The following is a 19,267-nucleotide window of genomic DNA, read 5'->3' as shown; positions in this document are numbered from 1 at the left end:
ACGTATTCACGGCGTGTCCCGGAAGGACATCACCCCGGCCGCTCTCCCCCTGATTCAGAGGTTATCGGTTTAGCGGTATTGGCGAAGCTCTATCTTGGCCACAGAGTCCAGATGCACTTCATCCGGCCCGTCCGCCAGCCGCAAGGTGCGCACCTTGGCCCAGGCTTCGGCCAAGAAAGTATCCTGGGAGACACCGGCGCCACCATGCACCTGAATGGCCCGGTCCAGCACCTTCAGCGCCATACTCGGTGCAATCACCTTGATCATCGCGATTTCCTGACGAGCCACCTTGTTACCAACGGTGTCCATCATATGCGCCGCCTTCAGGGTCATCAGGCGAGCCTGCTCGATCTCGATGCGACTGCGGGCAATATCCTTGCGGATGGAATCAAAACTGGACAGCGGCTTGCCGAAGGCCTCCCGGGCATTGGCACGCTTGCACATCAGCTCCAGTGCACGCTCGGCGACGCCGATGGTCCGCATGCAATGATGGATACGGCCCGGCCCCAGGCGGCCCTGGGCGATTTCGAAACCTCGCCCTTCGCCCAAAAGAATATTCTCCACCGGCACCCGCACGTTCTCGTAATGGATCTCTGCATGGCCATGGGGCGCGTGGTCATAGCCGAACACCGTGAGCGGTCGAATCATTTTTACACCCGGCGTATCCAGCGGCACGAGAATCATCGACTGCTGCTGGTGTTTCTCAGCCTCGGGATTGGTCTTTCCCATCACAATCGCAATTTTCGAGGTGGTGGTCATGGCGCCGGAGGACCACCACTTTTTGCCGTTGATCACATACTCGTCGCCCTCGCGGCGGATTTCACAGGCAATGTTGGTGGCATCCGACGAAGCCACATCCGGCTCGGTCATGGAGAAGCAGGACCGGATCTCACCAGCCAACAGTGGTTTCAGCCATTGCTCCTGCTGCTCTTTATTACCGTAGCGGGCGATGGTTTCCATGTTGCCGGTATCCGGCGCGGAACAGTTGAACACTTCTGGGGCCATGGCAGAGCGGCCCATCACTTCGCACAGGTGGGCGTATTCATAGTTGGTCAGCCCGGCGCCGAATTCGCTCTCCGGCAGAAACAGGTTCCACAGCCCGGCGGCTTTCGCCCTCTGCTTCAGCTCCTCAATGATCGGTACCGGCGCCCAGCGGTTTTCTGCCTGCTCGATTTGCTCGTGGTACTTGTGCTCATTCGGGTAGATATGGGCATCCATGAATTCATTCAGCTGCGCCTGCAGTTCTTTCGCTTTGTCAGACAGCTCAAACATGTCCGCTTCCTCTTGATGTTGTTGTCAGTGAGTCGGTAACCGCTCCGTCAGATCGGAACGCCCTCTGGTTTGTCGCTGCCGGACCGTATCCGGAAAGTGCCTTCGGCAATGGCCAGCAGGTTGCCCTTGTCGTCATGAACCTCGCCGGTGCTGTTAAAGATACGGGTGCCTCCCGCGCGCTTACGACCGCTGACCTTTATGGTTCCGCCGGAGCATTGGCCCGTAAAGGTGGTGGTCAGGGACAGGGTAATGGCTTTGCGCATTCGCCCAGGATAGGGGCAATGCGTGCCCGCCTGGGCCAGCGCAATGTCCAACAGTGATGTGAGCACCCCCCCGTGGATCACTCCACCCAGGTTCAGGTGCCGGGGCTGAAGCTCCAGCTCAAGCACCGCCTCGTTCTCCTCCCAGGAGACCTGACGATAACCCAGCAGGCTGTGAAAGCCGGGCAGGTCCTTACCGTCGGTAAACAGGGGCTCTTGATCATTCATTACACTTTCATTCCTGGCAGGTTAAGGGAGGCGGTATTGCCGCCGTCCACGGGCAAGGACTGGCCGGTGATGTAGCTGGCATCGTCGCTGGCCAGAAACAGGATTGCCGCGGCGATTTCTTCCGGATTGCCATACCGGCGCAGCTCACAGCGGGCGCCGAGCTTATGGGCTTTTTCATTGGCCCGGGCGTAGTCGAACACCGCCCGGGTCATGCCGGTTTCCACCAGACCGGGGCACACTGCATTTACCCGTACGTTGTCGCCGCCCAGGTCACAGGCGGCAGTCATAGTCAGATTGATGACGCCGGCTTTGGAGGCACTGTAGGCGTTGCCGCCCGCGCCGGACCGGATACCTGCCACCGACGCGGTGTTGACGATAGCGCCGAGCTTGCGGGCCTGCATGTGGGGCGCCACGTGCTTGATCAGCAGCATGGTGCCTGTCAGGTTCACCGATAGCACCTGGTCCCACTCTGCACGGTCGTTGCCGGTCACCGGCGGGTGGCCCTGACCGGTACTGGCAATGCCGGCGATATTGCACAGCACGTCGATCTGACCGAAGCTGGCGATAGCCTCGTTGACCAACGCATCGACCTGGGCTTCGTTGGCCACATCCACCAGCCGTCGAAGGCGCGGAGCTTGCTCGGGCAACTGGTTTTCAGTTTCCACCAGACCGGCCTCAGAGGTATCCGCCAGGATCACTGACGCACCCTCCCGAGCGAGTCGCAGAGCCGTCGCCCGACCAATGCCGCTGCCGGCGCCGGTGACAATGGCTACCCGTTGATCAAACCGTCCCATATGCCGATGCTCCCCGGTCTGTCTCATTGTTGTTGATGGTGCTGGGGTCTTTCCATTCAGTTAATTTGTCACGCCTGTTGGTTTTGAGTCAATATAATCGGAAGTTAATTTCACTAGATAAAACACGATAACGTTTGAGGGGCAAAAAATGGAAAGTGGCAAGCGAGACATGCCGGTCTATGCGCCAATCGATCCCAGTGAGTCCATGAACGGAATCGGAAATCGTATCCAGCAACACGCCCAGACCCGTGGCAGCCACCCGGCCCTGATTGACGAACAGGGCACCCTGGACTGGCGAAGCCTTGTCGACCAGGTTAACCGCATTGCCAACCGGTTACGCGAGGCCGGTCTGCGGCCGGGCGAGTCTGTGGCTGCCTTGTCAGGAAACAGCCGGGACGATGTCGCCCTGTACCTCGGCACCCTGGTGGCCGGGGGCTGTATGGTGCCGCTGTCTGGCATGGCCAGTACCGAAGCACTTGCACTGATGGTGACGGATTGCCAGGCACGCTTTCTGTTCATTTCCGGCCAACAGCGGGAGCTGTTTGGCCGCCTGCGAGCACAGCTGACCAAGGTACCCGGCGAGCGCATCATCAGCCTGGCCGGCCCCCTGGACGGAGCCGGTTACACCCTGGTTGACTGGCTGGCGCAGACTACGGCCACCGCCCGGCCCGAACCGGTCACCCTCGACGATCCGTTCAATATCATTTACAGCTCCGGCACCACAGGCACGCCCAAGGGTATCCTGCACGATTATCGCTTCCGCCAGCGTCAGATGGTCAGGATGAGCCGCTATGGGCTGGATGGCGAGGCTATCAACCTCGTATCAACGCCACTTTATTCCAACACCACCCTGGTTTCAGTGTTACCCACGCTTTACCACGGCGGCACCCTGGTGCTGATGGCGAAATTCGATGCCCACAGGTTCCTGCAACTGGCCGAAACCCACCGTGTTTCGCACGCCATGCTGGTACCGGTGCAATACCAGCGGATCCTGGCGCAGCCGGATTTTGACCGGTTTGACCTCTCCAGCTTCAAACTGAAGCTCTGCACCAGTGCCCCGTTGCGGTCGGCGGTGATTGCCGATGCCATGGCGCGCTGGCCCGGCAATCTCCGGGAGGTCTACGGCCTCACCGAAGGCGGCATATCCACCAGCCTCGATTGCGCTGCCCACCCGGACAAGTGGGACTCGGTTGGTGTGCCTACCCAGGGCGCCGAGGTACGGGTGATCGACGAAGATGACAGAGAGCTGCCAAGAGGCGCTACCGGCGAAATTGTCGGCCGTGCCATTTCCATGATGCGCGGCTATGTGAACCGCCCGGAGCAGACCCGGGAGATGCTATGGACGAGCCCGCAAGGTGAGGTGTTTTACCGCAGCGGTGACATGGGGAGAATCGACGAGGATGGTTTTATTTATATCCTTGATCGACGGAAGGACATGATCATCTCTGGCGGCTTTAACATCTACCCTGTGGATCTGGAAAAAGTACTTTTGACGCACCCGGCGGTAGCCGACGCCACGGTCATTGGCATTCCCAGCGAACACTGGGGGGAAACGCCCCTGGGCCTGGTGGTTCTCCAGCCCGATCGTGATGAAACCGAAAACGGGATACTGGAGTGGGCCAACACACAGCTGGGAAAATCCCAGCGTCTGGCGGCCATTGAATTCCGTGCCACGTTGCCCCGCTCTGCCATTGGCAAGGTGCTCAAACGGGAACTTCGCGCGCCTTACTGGCCCGGAACCTGAAGCAGCGCAAGACAGATCGGCCGTCGGTACTGCTGACGTTCAATCCATGAACTATCCTTTTATGAATTCTGTAATCAATGACCAATCAACCGCCTATTGCAAAAAACAAGACATGTGTTAGATTCAGAAAACTATGATTCACCATGCAGTCATCAATTCCGCACTGTGAAACAAAGAAAGATCCATTGGTCATAACTAAACAGTCATTTAATGCACAAGTACAACAACGAAAGAGGCCTACCATGACTCTAGTTAATAACGCTCGAAGAAAACTGACCGTCTTTGCCTCGGCACTGACCCTTGGTCTGTCAGCCGCCCTGGCTGCCACGCCGGCCGCCGCGCAGGACACCGTAACCTGGAAAGTCCAGTCCCACTGGCCCGGTTCCAGCAGCTCCTACACAGACAGCCTTGGCCGGATCAAACGGGTTCTGGAAGAGCGAACTGATGGCCGTCTGAAACTGCAGCTTTACGAGGCCGGCGCGCTGTTCAAGGCCACGGACACTTTCAACGCAGTGAGCCGTGGCATCCTGGAAATGGGCACCATTTCCCCGTCCTATGCCCAGGACAAGATCTCCCTTGCCGGCATTGCCTCTGGCCTGCCGTTTGCCTTCCGCAACGTTTGGGAGGCCGCCTATTTCCACCAGAACCTGGGGTTCGAACAGATGCTCCGGGACGAAGCGGCAGAGCATGACGTTTACTGGGCCACAGACAAAGTCTACCCCACTGAAATGGTGGTCAAGGAGCCGGTTGAAAGCGTGGAGGACTTCAACAGCCTGAAGATCCGCTCCTCCGGCGCCCTGCAAACCTTCCTGACCGAAGCCGGGGCCGCCGCTTCTTATATTCCTGGCAGTGAACTCTACTCAGCCCTGGATTCCGGAATCGTGGACGGCGCCCACTGGGGTGCGGCACAGGGTGCCTACAGCATGGGCCTGTATGAAGTGGCCAAGTACCATGTGCAGCCTGCCCTGAACATTGCCGGCACCGACGTCATCATCGTCAGCCAGAAGGCTCTGAACAAGCTGCCGGAAGACATGCAGAAGATCGTCAAGGATGCCCTCAACGAGCAGTTCTGGATCCGCACCAACGAGTACCAGTACAAGGAGCGCATCACCCTGGCCAAGGCCATCGAGGAACAGGGCGTGCAACTGAATGTCCTTCCGGATGAAGTCCAGGACAAGCTGGTCGCCACCGCCCAGGCCATGTGGGATGAAGAAGGCAAGCGCAGTGAGAATGCCAAGAAGGCGCTCGACATGCTGAAAGGTTACCTGGCCGACCTCGGCTATCTCTGATCAGCCAGCGCTCTGACCAGGGCCGGGGTCTTCGACTCCGGCCTTTCTTTCCCCGAACCAAACCAGCATCCCGTGGGAGAATGCCATGAGTGTGATGATCGCCGCATTCATGAGAGGGGTTACCCGTCTCAACGATTTCATCGGCCGGTGGGTTGCCCTCCTGATTTTCGCAATGTTCGTGTTCCTGCTTCTTGAAGTTGGGTTCCGCTATCTGCTCAATTCTCCCACGGTCTGGACCAACGAACTGACCCAGATGCTTTTCGGCATCTACGCAGTGATGTCCGGTGGCTACATCATGGCCCATCGCGGCCACGTCAACGTGGACCTGTTGCATTCACACCTGAAGCCACGGAAACGCGCGGCTCTGGATATCGTCACCTCCGTGGTCTTTTTCATTTTCACTCTCGCCCTGCTGTGGTTCGGAATCGACATGGCCCAGGAGTCCATCTCCAGCTGGGAGACCTCCTATTCGGCCTGGAATCCACCCATCTGGCCGGTGAAGCTGGCCATTCCCATCGGCACCGCGCTACTGGTGCTGCAAGGGCTGGTGAAACTGCTTGAAGACATCGCCGTGGCCTTCAACCTGGATTACTACACGTCTCAAGAGTCCGAATCTGAAGGAGATCAGCTGTGAGCATTGAAGCCCTGACGCTCCTGTTCTTCGGTTCACTGCTATTTTTCCTGCTGCTGGGCCTGCCACTGGCGTTCGTGCTCGGCGGCGTCTCGGTTGTGTTCCTGTATTTCACCTGGGGTTTTGATTCCTTCTACATGGTGGCCTCCCAGATCTGGGGCACCATGGAAAGCTTCACCCTGGTCGCCATCCCTCTGTTCGTGTTCATGGCCATGATCCTCGAGCGTACCGGTGTGGCCCGCGATCTGTACCGGATGATGCACCTGTGGTGCGGCGGCCTCAGAGGCGGCCTTGCCCTCGGCACCCTTGGAATCTGCGCGGTGTTTGCTGCCATGGTCGGCATCAGCGGTGCGGCCGTTGTTGCCATGGGCACCATCGCGCTGCCGTCGATGCTTGAGCGGGGCTATGACAAGAGCATGGCCCTGGGCGTGATCAACACCGGCGGTGGCTGGGGCATCCTGATTCCTCCCAGCATCCTGATGATCCTCTACGCGCTGATCACCGGTGTTTCCGTTGGCAAGATGTTCGCCGCCGGTATCATGCCCGGAATCCTGCTGATGGTATTGACGGCTATCTACATCCTCGTGCGCTGCCACCTGCAACCGGAACTGGCACCCGCGCTGCCGAAAGAAGAGCGGGGCACCTGGCCGGAGAAACTCCGTGCCCTGCGTGCTGTGCTGCTACCAATCGGCGTTGTCGTTATGGTTCTGGGCTCCATCATCGGCGGTATCACCACCCCGACGGAAGCGGCTGCCATGGGCGTTCTGGGCGCCCTGATATCGGCGGCAGTATACCGGGAGTTCAAGTGGAGCATCCTGAAGGAAGCCGCCATCCGCACGTTCAAGCTTACCGGCATGATCATGTGGATCCTGTTTGCCGCCCACGCCTTCAGCGCCGCCTACCAGAGCATGGGCGCCCAGGAGCTGATCGAAGGCCTGATGAACATGGTCCCCGGTGGCCCTTGGGGCATCATCATCGCCATGATGGTGATCGTGTTCCTGCTGGCCATGGTGCTGGACCCGGTAGGCATCATGCTGATCACCCTGCCGGTGTTCATGCCAATTGTGGAGTCCCTGGGCTTCGATCCGATCTGGTTCGGCATCCTGTTTGTGATAAACATGGAAATTGGTTACATGACGCCACCCTTCGGCTTCAACCTGTTCTATCTGAAGGGCATCGTGCCACCGTCAATCACCATGAAGGACATCTACAAGTCGATCATTCCCTTCGTGATTGTGGAGATCATCGGCATCATTCTGATCATGATCTTCCCGGAAATTGCCACCTGGCTGCCGGATCTGTTTTTCTGAACCTGATCTGAAAGCAAAGTTGCCAGCCAAAGCGGGTAAGCGCTAATCTCGTGGGACTTCCGGACAAAGGAACCGGAAGCCCACACAAGGAGAACAGCCATGCATAACCCGCAACGAGAGCCGATGCTGGTATTGAACAGCGTCATCTTCACAGCCATTTTCTTCCTGTTTCCACTACTCCCTGCCCAGAGCCAGGCCGAGACCCTTTCCGACCAGCGAGTGGCCTCGTTTATCGAGAGCGTTCGGGCTGCACAAACACTGGCACCGGAATTCGAGGAGCTGGAGCGCCAGATGGACAACCAGAACGAGAACGCCATGCCGGATTTCTCCCGGATCGTGTCGGAATCGCTGGAGCAGATGAAAGGTCATGAAGCCTACGACCGCCTGGAAGACGTGGTGCAGGATCACGGCTTCGACAGCCTGGAATCCTGGGGTGCCACCGGAGACCGGGTTTTCCAGGCCTGGATGGCCATCGAAATGGCGGAGCAGAAGCCTGCCGCCAGGCAAGAGATGGAATCCGCGCTCGCCGAGATGGAAAACAGCCCTCACATGACGGCCGAACAGAAAGCCCAGATGCGGGCCATGATGGAGGGTGCGATGGGCGCGATGCAAAGCGCGAGCAACGCTCCGGCGGAAGATATCGAGGCGGTGCGTCCCCACGTAGAGGCGCTGAGACAGCTAGGCGAGGATTAGGAAGCAGCCTCTGGAAAACAGAAAGCCCGGCAAGATATCTTGCCGGGCTTTTTCATTGCCACGTTTTATTCAACCGTGATGTGGACCCCTTTGGTCAGGACATCAGGTTGTAGAAAAAGACGATGGCAACCGCAATGGGCGTAACGAACCGGATCAGGTTGTACCAGAGGGTAAAGGCTCCGCCCTGAAGCGCCAGATCGGATTTCAGCGACTCTTTGGCCACGAACCATCCGACAAACACTGCAGTCAGCAAACCGGAGAGCGGCAGCAGCACGTTGGCCGTGAAGAAGTCCAGCAGGTCAAAGATGGTCTTGCCTTCGAAGCGCTCAAACATGGCGAGCGGCGCCACGTCTGCCCAGACATTCAGCGACAGAATCGAAGCAATGCCCAGCGCCCAGCAGAGAACACCGACAAGGATGGAACTACCTGTACGGGCCAGGCTGGTTTTTTCCTCAACCCACTCAACTACCGGCTCCAGCAGGGAAATACCGGAGGTCCAGGCGGCGAACAACAGCAGGATAAAGAACAGGGTGCCAAACAGGCTCCCCATGGGCATATTGCCAAAAGCCAGCGGCAGGGTCTGGAAAATCAGTCCGGGGCCGGCACCGGCTTCCAGGCCGTTGGCAAAAACCACCGGGAAAATGGCCAGGCCGGCCAGGAGCGCGACGACGGTATCCATGATTGCAACGCTGACCGCCGTGCGGCCAATGGAAACATCCCGGCCAAGATAGGAACCGTAAGCCATCATGATGGCCATGCCCAGGCTAAGGGTAAAGAAGGCATGGCCAAGGGCGATCAGAACCCCGTTGATGGTCAAAGCCCCAAAATCCGGCGTGAACAGGAAGCTGACGGCCTCACCAAAATGACCGGTCGTGGTGGCATAGCCAACCGCCACCAGAAGCAGGATGAACAGCGCCGGCATAAGGATGGTGACCGCCCGCTCGAGGCCACCTTTCAGCCCCTGGGAAACCACCAGGATAACCAGCGCCATAAAGATGGTATGCCAGAGCAGTAGCTGACCAGGGCTGGCCAGCAGGCCGCCAAACAGCTCACCGATGGAATCCGCGGTACCGCCGGTGAAGTCCCCCATGGCGGCATGTCCGACGTAGGACGCTGCCCAACCACCAATCACCGAATAGAAAGAGAGGATCACAAAGGCCGCGATCATCCCGATGATGGCCGAGATCCGCCAGCCCGGCGCGCTGAGGTTGCGCTCTGCCACCAGGCGCATACTGGTAATGGGGTTGTGACGACCATTCCGGCCGATAAACACTTCCGCCATCATGATGGGAATACCGATTACTGCGATACACAGCAGGTAAACCAGCACGAAGGCGCCACCACCGTTCTCGCCGGTAACGTAGGGAAACTTCCAGATATTACCGAGACCGACGGCCGAACCGGTTGCCGCCAGAATAAACGCCAACCGGGAAGACCAGAGACCACGGGCGGCCCCTGAACCGTTGCCCGAAACCGAGTTGGACTGAGTCATGTTGTGTTCCTGTGCTTTTGGCTGAGGAATGTCTTCAAAAAGGGATAGCCACGGCGTTGCCGGGGCAATTGGGGCGGGATTCTGCCAGCACTGGCGCGTCGATGCCAGTGCTGGCGCCCTCCCGGGCCGGGATGATCCGGCGGGAGGGCAAGGAAGGGAAAGCTAACTAGCCGTTTTTGCTGATAAACCTGGCGATCAAGTCTTTCAGGCCACGGGACATGGCGCTGAGCCGGTCACTGCTCTGCTTGGCGGAGTCGGCCTGGGCATCACTGTGATCGGCCAGCTCGGCAATATTGGTAATCTGGCGATTGATCTCGTCGGACACCTGGCTCTGCTCCTCGAAGGCTGCAGACATACTGATAAAGCTGTCGGAAATAGTCTGGATCGAGGTCACGATATCGCGCAGCGAGTTCTCGGCCTCCCGCACCTTTTCAAGGCCCTGACCGGCGACAGCCTCACCGTCCCGGGTTGCCTGAACCGCCGAGTCCACCTGCTGACGGAAATCATCGATCACGTTCTGGATCCGCACAGTGGATTCCCGGGTCCGGCGGGCCAGTGAGCGCACCTCATCCGCTACCACTGCAAAACCGCGGCCCTGCTCACCGGCACGCGCCGCTTCGATAGCCGCGTTCAATGCCAGAAGATTGGTTTGCTCGGCAATCTCGGAAATCAGGTTGGCGGCTTCACCGATGCTGTTAGTGGACTCACCCAGCTTGCTGATCGTCGAACCGATTCCGTTTACACGGGTTACCAGCTCTTCAATCGCAACCAGCGCTTCAGCGCTCCGGTCGCTGCCCACACCAGCCAGACGATTGGCCTCTTCCGCTTCACGGGCGTTGCTGGTCACCGACTCGGCCACTTCCTGAATTGAGGCGGTCATTTCATTGATTGCCGAGGCGGTCTGGTCGGTTTCCGCCCGCTGCCGGGCGATCGCCGCCGCGCCATCGCTAATATAGCCGTGGGAAGCCCTCGCCTGCTCGTAGAGCAATTCTGCCTGGTCATCAATCCGCGCCAGGGCCGTGCGAACCCGGGCCTCTTCACTGACCAGCAATAGCGACAGCTGCGAGAACAGTCCGCGCTCGTCGCTGTAGGTACGGGCGACAATGGGATCGCGGAAGGCATCTGGGCGAAGGTCCAGCAGCTTGCGCAAGCGAGCGGCCAGGGAACTGAACACCAGGCCGAACCCCAGGGCATGACCGATCACGACCAGGCCCGCTGCCAGCCAGGGCTGGTTGAGCTGAAGCGCCCCCAGGCTCAACACCAGGGAGACCAGGAATGGCCAGCCGGAACGAAGCATCGACAAGGCGCGGTTGCTGAAGGATGAGGTCATCTTTCCGGCAGAAATCTTGCCATACAGCCGCTCGGCCCTGGCGATCTGCTCGCGCGTCGGCTCGACCCGAACCGACTCAAAGCCCACCATCTGGCCGTTCTCACGGATCGGCGTAACGTAAGCACTGACCCAGTAATGGTCGCCGCTCTTCGCCCGGTTCTTCACCACACCCATCCAGGCCTTGCCGGCCTTCAGGTAATCCCACATATCCTTGAATACGGCCTGGGGCATGTCCGGATGGCGGATAATGTTGTGAGCCTGGCCAACCAGTTCTTCCCGGGAGAAACCACTGATTTCCACAAACTCTTCGTTGCAGTAGATGATCACCCCTTTCACGTCCGTGGTGGTAATCAACCGCCCGCCTTTCCGCATTTTGACTTCACGCTGGGTAACCGGGAGATTCTTGCGCATAAACGGACCTTCTGACTCGGAGCTGACCACGGGAATAGATATGGGCGAACAAGGGTAAGCCCCGATGAACATCATTGATATTCATCAAAGGTTACCCTGCGTATGAGGAGTGTAACGGCAGCCGTAAACGGAACCTTAGTCCGTGCAGGTACTTATGTGGAAACCGCCAGCCGGGCCCGGGGATGGAAGCGAGCGTTTACCCAGAGGGAGAAGGCAATAACCCCACCCCCAATGGCCAGCCTGAGCAGATCGGCATCGCGGTTCCAGATCAGCAGGTTCACGATCAGGCCCGCAGGCACCAGGGCATTGTTCATGATGGCCAGGGTGCCGGCGTCAACCACACAGGCACCGCGATTCCACAGGAACAGACCCAGTCCGGAAGCTGCCAGACCGAGCCACGCGAGAATGCCCCACTGCACGGAGGTCGTCGGTAGCTTGTCGGCATTGCCGAATATAAGGAAGGACGGGAGCGCTATGATCAGGGCACCAAAGAAGAAATAGCCGAAGGTGCGGTAGGCCGGCAAATCACTCTGGTAGTGTTGCATCACATGCTTGTAACCTACCTGGCCGGCGGCAAAGGTAAAATTCGCCACCTGCAGCAAAAGGAAGCCGGTGATGAAGTCCTCACTGAGCCCGTCGTAGCGTATGATACCCGCCCCGACAGTTGCGATGGCTGCAGCCAGGAGCGCCACCGGTGAAAACCGGCGAAACAGGGCGTCATCCAGCAGTGTCACATACAGCGGAGTGAAAATCGTGAACAGCAGGACTTCCGGGACGGTCAGGTAGCTAAAGGACCGGTACAGACAGAGATAGGTAATCCCGAACTGCAACATGCCGGTAACCAGGATGCCCAGCTTCTGTCCGGAAGCCACGCCGCGCCAGCGGATAAACGGCAGAAAGACCAGGGCACCGAGCAGAACACGGCTAAGCACCGCAAAATCGCTGTCCACCTGGCCGGCCAGAAATTCGCCGATCAGACTGAATGAAAACGCCCACAGAACGGTAACAAAAACCAGAAGTCCCATCGCCACTGCCATCTGTTGTGATCAAGGCGCGTACTTTAACGGTTTTCGGAGAAACTTGCAGTGCAGAAACACGGGATAACACCCCATGGATGAGATCCACCAGCCATTACCGGAATCCCGCCAGCCGCTAGTCACCAGAACGCTGACAGAGTGGCGAACCCTTGCCATTCTGGGCGGGCCGATCCTTATCGCCCAGCTCGCCCAGATGGCCAACGGGGTGATCGATACCATAATGGCCGGCCACGCGAGTGCCGAGGATCTTGCGGGAGTGGGTATTGGTAGTAGCCTGTGGATGCCCCTGTTCCTGTTTTTCATGGGCATGCTGGGGGCGCTGCAACCCATTATTTCCGGCTACAACGGTGCCCGGGAGGTGGGGAAAATCATGCCTGCAACCTGGCAGGGGCTGTACCTGGCCGCCGCGGGGTCCGTGATCATGATCCTGCTGCTGACCCACGTGCACCCGGTGCTGGCGCTTCTGAACCTGGAAGCCAAGACCGCCCGCATCACCCAGGGCTACCTCAACGCCTTCGCCTGGGGCATCCCGGCCCTACTGTTAATGACGGCACTACGGGGCCTGACCGATGGCCTCGGGCACACCCGCGTGATCATGGCGTTCTCTGTACTCAGCACACTGATCAACCTGCCCATGAACTACATCTTCATCTACGGAAAGCTGGGGCTGCCTGCGATGGGCGGTGTTGGTTGTGGCTGGGCCACATCCATTTCCAATGGTGTCGCGGCAGCGGCACTGCTCGTGTATCTGAATCGAAGCCGGGTTTACCGTCAGTTCCACCTGATTGCCGATTGGGTGAAGCCGGACCTGGCAGGCATGCGCTACATCCTCGGCATCGGCGTGCCCATCGGCTTCACCATCTTTGTCGAGGCCAGCCTGTTCTCGGTAATTGCACTGTTTCTGGCGCCCCTTGGCCCGGTGGTCGTGGCCGGGCACCAGATTGCCCTTAACGTGGTGTCTTTACTGTTCATGCTGCCGTTGAGCATCGGTATGGCGCTGACCCTCCGGGTCAGCTTCCTTATGGGCGCCCGGGCGCCCGCCACCGCACGACTTATCTCCCGAAGTTCACTGATTCTGGCGGCTGCCACAGCGCTGGTCTTCGCGATACTGCTGTTTGTATTCTCCCGGGAAATCGCAGCACTCTATACCAGTGATACCGAGGTACAGGCGGTCACCGTGAGGCTTCTGATGTTCGCGGCCCTGTTCCAGATTGCCGATGTTATCCAGGTAACCTGCATCAGTGCCTTGCGGGGCTACAAGGATACCCGCATTCCGATGTTCATCATGCTCTTCTCATTCTGGGGTGTAGGCATGCCACTGGGGTATGTGCTGACCTTCATGGACTGGCTGGTACCGGCCATCGGCGCAGCCGGCTTCTGGGTAGGTCTGACTGGCGGGCTAGCGTCCGCCAGCATTCTGCTGGGATGGAGGCTTTTTCTATATGCACCGAATGACGGTCAGGCCGTTTCGGCCGCAAGCTCCGGCGCCCGCTGAAGATCCGCAAATACGACGCGATCCCGGCCGGCTTCCTTGGCTTCGTAGAGCGCCGCGTCCGCTCGGGCCAGCCAGCTATCCACGCTCTCGCCATGCTCAAGCAGCGCCACGCCGAACGAGGCCGTAACCGAACCGCCGGGGTACTTCATGTATTTGCGCAGCACTTGCTGCAGGTTGTTCATAACTGCCTCGAGGCCAATTCCGTCGACGCCCGGCAGTAGCAATACAAACTCTTCACCGCCGTACCGGAACAGCTGGTCTGATTTGCGGGTGTTCTGTTTCAGCAGGGCCACAAGATCGGTCAACACGCCATCACCCACGCCATGGCCATGTTCGTCGTTGATCTTCTTGAAATGATCGATATCCAGCATAACCAGGGCGTAGGGCAAGCCTGTGCGCTCGGCACCCGCCGCCGCCAGATCCAGTTCCTGATCCATCGAGCGCCGGTTCTTGATGCCGGTCAGCGGATCGATCGTTGCCAGATGCTCCAGACGCTCCCGCTGATCGTGGTTCCTGTGGGCAAAGACATAGGCACAGGCACTGACCACAAATGCCGTTGAAGCAAACGACCACATCTGGACATCAGAGCGGAAAGCCCCACCATGAACCATCAGGGCAATGACCGAGGCAATGTTCAGAGATACCGCAATCCTGGGATTAACAAGAAAGAAGGTAGTGACAAGACACGGGTATAGCCAGAAGAGTCCCGGCTCGCCTACCACAATGCCCACGACGACCGCGCCGCCACAAGCAACACTGGCGACAACCACGCCACTTCGTCGCGTGTCCCCGGTTACCCATGCATAGACCAGGGCAGAGCAGATACCGAGAAGAATCGTTGTATCCACCAGTCCGGCCAACAGATTTCCCTGCAGGTAGCGCATCACGGCAAACGGAGTAATTCCCAGAAATGCGCTCACCCCCAACAGGGTGATGATCGATAATCGGAAATCGGTCTTGAGGCGATGGAGCATTTAGCGTTTTCGTCCGGCAAAAGTACTATCCTGAATTCCAGAATAGCCCAACCAATTTGAATGATCGTTAAAGGACAACGATTCTTTACATATTCTCTATCAAAAAAGACAAAGTGTGAACGCCTGCTCATTTTTATGTATCCCGAAACAGGCCAGCGGTAAAATAAGGTAAAACCGCATTGCTTCTTGGCCAGAGCCAAGCCTCTTCTGTGGAGCCTCAGCCGCATTCGGGGTTACACTGGCGACACAATTAACCTGTACCCGAGACACCTGATTTGACCGAACTTGTCCGAATCGCACCCGGCGCGCTGACCATCGGCCGGCCCCTACCTTGGGACGTCTACGATGCAGACGGCAATATCCTTCTGCGCCAGGGCTATGTAATTCAGACAGATTCCCAGCTGGAACAATTGTTCGAGCGGGGCCGATTCAAACCTCGGAAGATCGAGCGCCCTCAGGAAGAAGTGTTCGAGGATACCAGGGATAGGAACCCGTTTGCCGATTACCCGGACCTGCTCCATTCCCTTGAAGCAACCCTGAAAGCCATTACCGATTCCGATCCTTCGGCCCAAAAACGGCTGCTCGGCCTGGCCCGGATGATCGAGCGCACCTGCACGGAATCACCAGATGCAACCCTGGCACTGGTTCACCTCTACTCAATCGGCCCGGTCATTCACGAACAGATCCTGTTTTACGCCATTCTTTGCCAGTTCATTGGCCGGCAATTCGGCCTGGAGGAGAAAAGGGTGGCAGTACTGACTGCCGCCGCCCTTACCGCCAATCTTGCCCTCGTGCCCATCGCCGACAAGCTTAATGCGTCCAATACAGTGCTGAACGATGAACAGCGCGGCGTCATTCGCAAACACCCCGAACGCAGCATCCAGGCCCTGAAGGCCGCGGGTATCGACAACAAGCTGTTGCTGACCATCATTGCGCAACACCATGAGCAAGCCGACGGAAGCGGCTATCCGAAAGGTCTGAGTGGCACCGAAATACGGCCGGAAGCGGAAATCCTGGCGCTGGCTGAGCGGTACGTGGCCATGATCACCAAGCGTGCCTACCGGCAGCGCATGAACGTGGCCGACGCCCGAAAGCTGATTGCCAACCTGGCCGACGGCAAATTCCGCCCGGCCATTCCAAAGGCCTTGCTGCAGATTCTAGGCGATTATCCACCTGGCATACTGGTGCGTCTGGAAAACAACGAAGTAGGCGTGGTTACCCGCCGGCCGGTTCGGGCCCGGGGGCCTTTCGTTAAAGCCATCTTCGGCCCCCGAGGCAACCGTTACACCGGTACCTTCGAGCGGGATACCAGCGAGCCGGACTTTGGCATCCAGGCTCTGGAAGAGCCTGAAGTCATGCCTTCCATGGACTTCAGCCTGGTCTGGGGCTTCCGCTCCTGACCGTCGTCACCCCGTTATAAACCCAGTGCTTTTGCATGATGATCGAGGTGATCATCAATGAACGAGGCAATAAAGAAATAGCTGTGATCATAGCCTCGATGCATGCGCAGGTTGATGTGATGGTGGAACTTCTCACAGGCGTCCGCCAGAGCATCCGGGTTCAGCTGGCTGTCCAGAAACTCGTCCGCAGTGCCCTGGTCCACCAGTAGCGGCAGCCGCTCCCGAGCGGTTGGAATCAGCAGGGTGGCATCCCATTCTTCCCAACTGCGCGGATCATCTCCGAGATAGCCCTTGAAGGCTTTCTGGCCCCACGGGCACTCGGTGGGATTGGCGATGGGCGCAAACGCCGACACTGAAGCATAGCGGCCGGGGTTTTTCAGCGCGCAGATCAGAGCGCCGTGGCCCCCCATGGAATGGCCGCTGACGGAGCGCTTGTCTGTTACCGGCAATTCATTCTCGATCAACTGCGGCAATTCCTTCACCACATAGTCGTACATCCGGTAATGGGGTGCCCAGGGTTGCTCGGTGGCGTTGATGTAGAAGCCGGCGCCGGAGCCAAAGTCATAACTGTCATCCTCACCCGGCAGGTTCACTCCACGGGGGCTGGTGTCAGGACAAACGATGGCCATGCCCAGCTGCGCCGCCCGTTTCTGGGCGCCGGCTTTCTGCATGAAATTCTGGTCATTACAGGTCAGCCCTGACAACCAGTAGAGGACCGGCACCTTCTTCGGGTTGGAGCCCACAGCCACGGGCGGCAGATACACCGCAAACTCCATGTCGCATTCGAGGGTAGCGGAAGTATGCCGGTAGCGGCGGTGCTCGCCTTCGAAACTGACGTTCGTGGATAGGAGTTCCATAGTGTCCTCAATTCTGGGAAAAGTGTGTTTCAGTATTCGGCACTGGCGTGCTTTGGCGGCTCCAGACCAAAACCGGTGCGTGCCAGCTCGGCCAGGATAGCAGTACGCGTGACAATCCCGATCAGTTTGCCGTGATCCACAACCGGGTACACTTTTGGCTTGCCCGCACCGAGGTTCTGGGCGAGATCGACCACCGACATCTCTGCCGAAATCGTGACCGGTTTCCGGAACATAACATCGTCAACGAGCGGGTCGCCCTCCCGATGATAGCCGCTGACCAGCAGGGCATGGATGCAATCCTGCTCGGAGATAAAACCGATCACATGGCGCTGGTCATCAACGACCGGCAGACCAGTCACGTGGTTGTGGAGCAGCGTCTTCACCACTTTGGTGAGCTGCGTGCCACAACGGATTGGCTCGATGTGGTTCCACATGACATCTGACACTTTCAGTGAACGCATGGGCAGAATCCCTCTCCTTGGTGGATGATCGCCATTGTAATGAGCATAGGCAATCACTTCAGAATCCACCACTTTTCCTGGACCATCGGTTTACACGGCAAAATATCTGACTAAACTCAGCCGGTTATACCCAATCCGGGTCAAAAATCCAAACCAATCCATGGCAGACAGGGGGAGATCCCATGGAAGCTATTTCTGAATTCGTAGGCCAGATCAACGGGCTGGTCTGGGGCCCGCCCATGCTGGTTCTCATTCTGGGCGTCGGCCTGTTCCTCAGCCTCGGGCTCAAACTGATACCGGTTCTGAAACTGGGCGCAGGTTTCCGGCTCATGTGGAAGGGCCGCTCCGCCGCCGGTGCCGAATCCGAGGGTGAAATCCCGCCGTTCCAGGCGTTGATGACAGCGCTCTCTGCCACCGTTGGCACAGGCAACATTGCCGGGGTCGCCACTGCGGTGTTCTTGGGCGGCCCCGGCGCCCTGTTCTGGATGTGGCTTACTGCCCTGGTCGGCATGGCTACCAAGTATTCCGAGGCGGTGCTTGCTGTGCGTTACCGGGAAGTGGACGAACGTGGTGATCACGTCGGTGGCCCCATGTATTACATCCGCAACGGCCTGGGCCGCAAGTGGGCCTGGCTTGGCGTCCTGTTTGCCGTCTTTGCCGCCATCGCCGGTTTCGGCATCGGTAATACCGTGCAGGCAAATTCGGTTGCCGATGTCATGGAGACCAACTTTGGGCTGCCGCACTGGGTGACCGGCCTCGTTCTTATGGTTCTGGTGGGTATGGTCCTGATCGGCGGTATCCGCAGGATTGGCCATGTCGCCAGCGCCCTGGTGCCGTTGATGGCAGTTTCCTATCTGGTCGCCGGGCTTGTGGTACTGGCTATCAACGCCGCCGACATTCCAGCCGCTTTTTCTCTGGTGATCAAACATGCCTTCAGCCCCATCGCCGCCGAGGGTGGGTTTGCCGGTGCGGCAGTCTGGGCAGCCATCCGCTTCGGGGTGGCCCGTGGCATCTTCTCGAATGAAGCCGGCCTGGGCTCCGCACCGATTGCCCATGCCGCCGCCCAGACCCGCAACCCGATCAATCAGGGAATGGTGGCCATGCTCGGCACCTTCATCGATACCATTGTTATCTGCACTATTACCGGGCTGGTGATTATCACGTCCGGCACCTGGACCTCCGGAGAATCCGGGGCGGCACTGACTTCCATGGCATTCCAGGAGGCGCTTCCCGGCGTTGGCAACTATCTTGTAGCCATTGCCCTCGCGGTTTTTGCGTTCACAACCATTCTGGGCTGGTCGTTCTACGGTGAGCGCTGCATCGAGTTCCTGTTCGGCGTAAAGGCGATCGTGCCTTACCGGATTGCGTGGATTCTTGCCATCCCCGTGGGCGCCACCCTGAATCTGGGCTTCGTCTGGCTGGTGGCAGACACTCTGAACGCCATGATGGCGCTTCCGAACCTGATTGCCCTGCTGATGCTCAGCCCGGTTGTGTTCAAACTCACCCGGGAGCACTTTGAGAAGGAGAAGGCGTTGGGGGTCTGACCCCCTTGTAATTGCCTCACCTGGCACCAAGATTTGTCGTATACA

The 19,267-nt window shown here is 58.6% G+C and carries 17 protein-coding genes; 8 read left to right on the top strand and 9 right to left on the bottom strand.

Annotated elements, in window-relative coordinates; translation table 11 throughout:
- Positions 1-69: 69 nt before the first annotated feature.
- From J3362_RS13745 to J3362_RS13735, 3 genes are read right to left on the bottom strand one after another with little or no spacing between them, the layout of a single operon-like run.
- Positions 70-1,272: an acyl-CoA dehydrogenase family protein gene (locus J3362_RS13745; protein WP_349520397.1), complete on the bottom strand. Its 1,203-nt coding sequence runs from the start codon at positions 1,270-1,272 to the stop codon at positions 70-72.
- Positions 1,273-1,319: 47 nt separating this feature from the next.
- Entirely contained in the window at positions 1,320-1,760 is a 441-nt protein-coding gene (locus tag J3362_RS13740) for a PaaI family thioesterase (protein WP_349520396.1), read from the bottom strand.
- Positions 1,760-2,554 (bottom strand): SDR family NAD(P)-dependent oxidoreductase, encoded by a 795-nt coding sequence (locus tag J3362_RS13735; protein WP_349520394.1) that lies wholly within the window; start codon positions 2,552-2,554, stop codon positions 1,760-1,762. The genes J3362_RS13740 and J3362_RS13735 overlap by 1 nt, the downstream gene beginning before the upstream one ends.
- Before the next feature lie 148 nt (positions 2,555-2,702).
- On the opposite strand from J3362_RS13735, the gene J3362_RS13730 reads away from it, so the two are divergent.
- From J3362_RS13730 to J3362_RS13710, 5 genes are all read left to right on the top strand, one after another.
- A complete protein-coding gene (locus tag J3362_RS13730; RefSeq protein ID WP_349520392.1) occupies positions 2,703-4,298 on the top strand; it encodes a class I adenylate-forming enzyme family protein in 1,596 nt (531 codons plus the stop codon).
- A gap of 242 nt (positions 4,299-4,540) precedes the next feature.
- On the top strand, positions 4,541-5,587 hold the full coding sequence (dctP, locus tag J3362_RS13725; RefSeq protein WP_349520391.1) for a TRAP transporter substrate-binding protein DctP: 1,047 nt from the start codon (positions 4,541-4,543) through the stop codon (positions 5,585-5,587).
- A gap of 85 nt (positions 5,588-5,672) precedes the next feature.
- Positions 5,673-6,221 carry a TRAP transporter small permease subunit gene (locus J3362_RS13720; protein WP_349520389.1) on the top strand — a complete coding sequence of 183 codons (549 nt, stop codon included), beginning with the start codon at positions 5,673-5,675 and terminating at the stop codon, positions 6,219-6,221.
- Positions 6,218-7,528 (top strand): TRAP transporter large permease, encoded by a 1,311-nt coding sequence (locus J3362_RS13715; protein ID WP_349520388.1) that lies wholly within the window; start codon positions 6,218-6,220, stop codon positions 7,526-7,528. Before J3362_RS13720 ends, J3362_RS13715 begins: the two co-directional genes overlap by 4 nt.
- A 99-nt stretch (positions 7,529-7,627) precedes the next feature.
- On the top strand, positions 7,628-8,221 hold the full coding sequence (locus tag J3362_RS13710) for a hypothetical protein (protein WP_349520387.1): 594 nt from the start codon (positions 7,628-7,630) through the stop codon (positions 8,219-8,221).
- Between the two features lie 94 nt (positions 8,222-8,315).
- Here the strand turns inward: J3362_RS13710 and J3362_RS13705 are convergent, their stop codons facing one another.
- The 3 genes from J3362_RS13705 to J3362_RS13695 form a co-directional block, all read right to left on the bottom strand.
- On the bottom strand, positions 8,316-9,713 hold the full coding sequence (locus J3362_RS13705; RefSeq protein ID WP_349520385.1) for a sodium-dependent transporter: 1,398 nt from the start codon (positions 9,711-9,713) through the stop codon (positions 8,316-8,318).
- 166 nt (positions 9,714-9,879) lie between these two features.
- Entirely contained in the window at positions 9,880-11,454 is a 1,575-nt protein-coding gene (locus J3362_RS13700; protein ID WP_349520383.1) for a methyl-accepting chemotaxis protein, read from the bottom strand.
- Positions 11,455-11,606: 152 nt separating this feature from the next.
- Entirely contained in the window at positions 11,607-12,479 is an 873-nt protein-coding gene (locus tag J3362_RS13695; RefSeq protein ID WP_349520382.1) for a carboxylate/amino acid/amine transporter, read from the bottom strand.
- 85 nt (positions 12,480-12,564) lie between these two features.
- On the opposite strand from J3362_RS13695, the gene J3362_RS13690 reads away from it, so the two are divergent.
- Positions 12,565-13,986 carry an MATE family efflux transporter gene (locus J3362_RS13690; RefSeq protein ID WP_349520381.1) on the top strand — a complete coding sequence of 474 codons (1,422 nt, stop codon included), beginning with the start codon at positions 12,565-12,567 and terminating at the stop codon, positions 13,984-13,986.
- Here J3362_RS13690 and J3362_RS13685 read toward each other — a convergent pair.
- Positions 13,950-14,960 carry a GGDEF domain-containing protein gene (locus J3362_RS13685; protein ID WP_349520380.1) on the bottom strand — a complete coding sequence of 337 codons (1,011 nt, stop codon included), beginning with the start codon at positions 14,958-14,960 and terminating at the stop codon, positions 13,950-13,952. The two genes, J3362_RS13690 and J3362_RS13685, sit on opposite strands and share 37 nt — an antisense overlap.
- A gap of 275 nt (positions 14,961-15,235) precedes the next feature.
- Here J3362_RS13685 and J3362_RS13680 point away from each other — a divergent pair, with 275 nt between their 5' ends.
- Positions 15,236-16,360: an HD-GYP domain-containing protein gene (locus J3362_RS13680; RefSeq protein ID WP_349520379.1), complete on the top strand. Its 1,125-nt coding sequence runs from the start codon at positions 15,236-15,238 to the stop codon at positions 16,358-16,360.
- Positions 16,361-16,374: 14 nt separating this feature from the next.
- Here J3362_RS13680 and fghA read toward each other — a convergent pair whose 3' ends face one another.
- Positions 16,375-17,217: an S-formylglutathione hydrolase gene (fghA, locus tag J3362_RS13675; RefSeq protein ID WP_349520378.1), complete on the bottom strand. Its 843-nt coding sequence runs from the start codon at positions 17,215-17,217 to the stop codon at positions 16,375-16,377.
- Positions 17,218-17,246: 29 nt separating this feature from the next.
- On the bottom strand, positions 17,247-17,678 hold the full coding sequence (locus J3362_RS13670) for a CBS domain-containing protein (RefSeq protein WP_148609786.1): 432 nt from the start codon (positions 17,676-17,678) through the stop codon (positions 17,247-17,249).
- A 182-nt stretch (positions 17,679-17,860) separates the two neighbouring features.
- Here J3362_RS13670 and J3362_RS13665 point away from each other — a divergent pair, with 182 nt between their 5' ends.
- On the top strand, positions 17,861-19,222 hold the full coding sequence (locus tag J3362_RS13665; protein WP_349520377.1) for an alanine/glycine:cation symporter family protein: 1,362 nt from the start codon (positions 17,861-17,863) through the stop codon (positions 19,220-19,222).
- Positions 19,223-19,267: the final 45 nt, after the last annotated feature.

Source organism: Marinobacter sp. NFXS11, from assembly GCF_040148675.1.
In the GTDB taxonomy this organism is placed as follows: domain Bacteria; phylum Pseudomonadota; class Gammaproteobacteria; order Pseudomonadales; family Oleiphilaceae; genus Marinobacter.
The sequence above is the reverse complement of the archived record's forward strand: the minus strand, read 5'-3'. Positions and strand labels throughout refer to the sequence as shown.

Bases quoted from the DNA above. Each gene is read 5' to 3' on its own strand.
- J3362_RS13745 (WP_349520397.1), bottom strand. From the start codon at position 1,272: ATGTTTGAGCTGTCTGACAAAGCGAAAGAACTGCAGGCGCAGCTGAAT.
- J3362_RS13740 (WP_349520396.1), bottom strand. From the start codon at position 1,760: ATGAATGATCAAGAGCCCCTGTTTACCGACGGTAAGGACCTGCCCGGC.
- J3362_RS13735 (WP_349520394.1), bottom strand. From the start codon at position 2,554: ATGGGACGGTTTGATCAACGGGTAGCCATTGTCACCGGCGCCGGCAGC.
- J3362_RS13730 (WP_349520392.1), top strand. From the start codon at position 2,703: ATGGAAAGTGGCAAGCGAGACATGCCGGTCTATGCGCCAATCGATCCC.
- dctP (WP_349520391.1), top strand. From the start codon at position 4,541: ATGACTCTAGTTAATAACGCTCGAAGAAAACTGACCGTCTTTGCCTCG.
- J3362_RS13720 (WP_349520389.1), top strand. From the start codon at position 5,673: ATGAGTGTGATGATCGCCGCATTCATGAGAGGGGTTACCCGTCTCAAC.
- J3362_RS13710 (WP_349520387.1), top strand. From the start codon at position 7,628: ATGCATAACCCGCAACGAGAGCCGATGCTGGTATTGAACAGCGTCATC.
- J3362_RS13705 (WP_349520385.1), bottom strand. From the start codon at position 9,713: ATGACTCAGTCCAACTCGGTTTCGGGCAACGGTTCAGGGGCCGCCCGT.
- J3362_RS13700 (WP_349520383.1), bottom strand. From the start codon at position 11,454: ATGCGCAAGAATCTCCCGGTTACCCAGCGTGAAGTCAAAATGCGGAAA.
- J3362_RS13695 (WP_349520382.1), bottom strand. From the start codon at position 12,479: ATGGGACTTCTGGTTTTTGTTACCGTTCTGTGGGCGTTTTCATTCAGT.
- J3362_RS13690 (WP_349520381.1), top strand. From the start codon at position 12,565: ATGGATGAGATCCACCAGCCATTACCGGAATCCCGCCAGCCGCTAGTC.
- J3362_RS13685 (WP_349520380.1), bottom strand. From the start codon at position 14,960: ATGCTCCATCGCCTCAAGACCGATTTCCGATTATCGATCATCACCCTG.
- fghA (WP_349520378.1), bottom strand. From the start codon at position 17,217: ATGGAACTCCTATCCACGAACGTCAGTTTCGAAGGCGAGCACCGCCGC.
- J3362_RS13670 (WP_148609786.1), bottom strand. From the start codon at position 17,678: ATGCGTTCACTGAAAGTGTCAGATGTCATGTGGAACCACATCGAGCCA.
- J3362_RS13665 (WP_349520377.1), top strand. From the start codon at position 17,861: ATGGAAGCTATTTCTGAATTCGTAGGCCAGATCAACGGGCTGGTCTGG.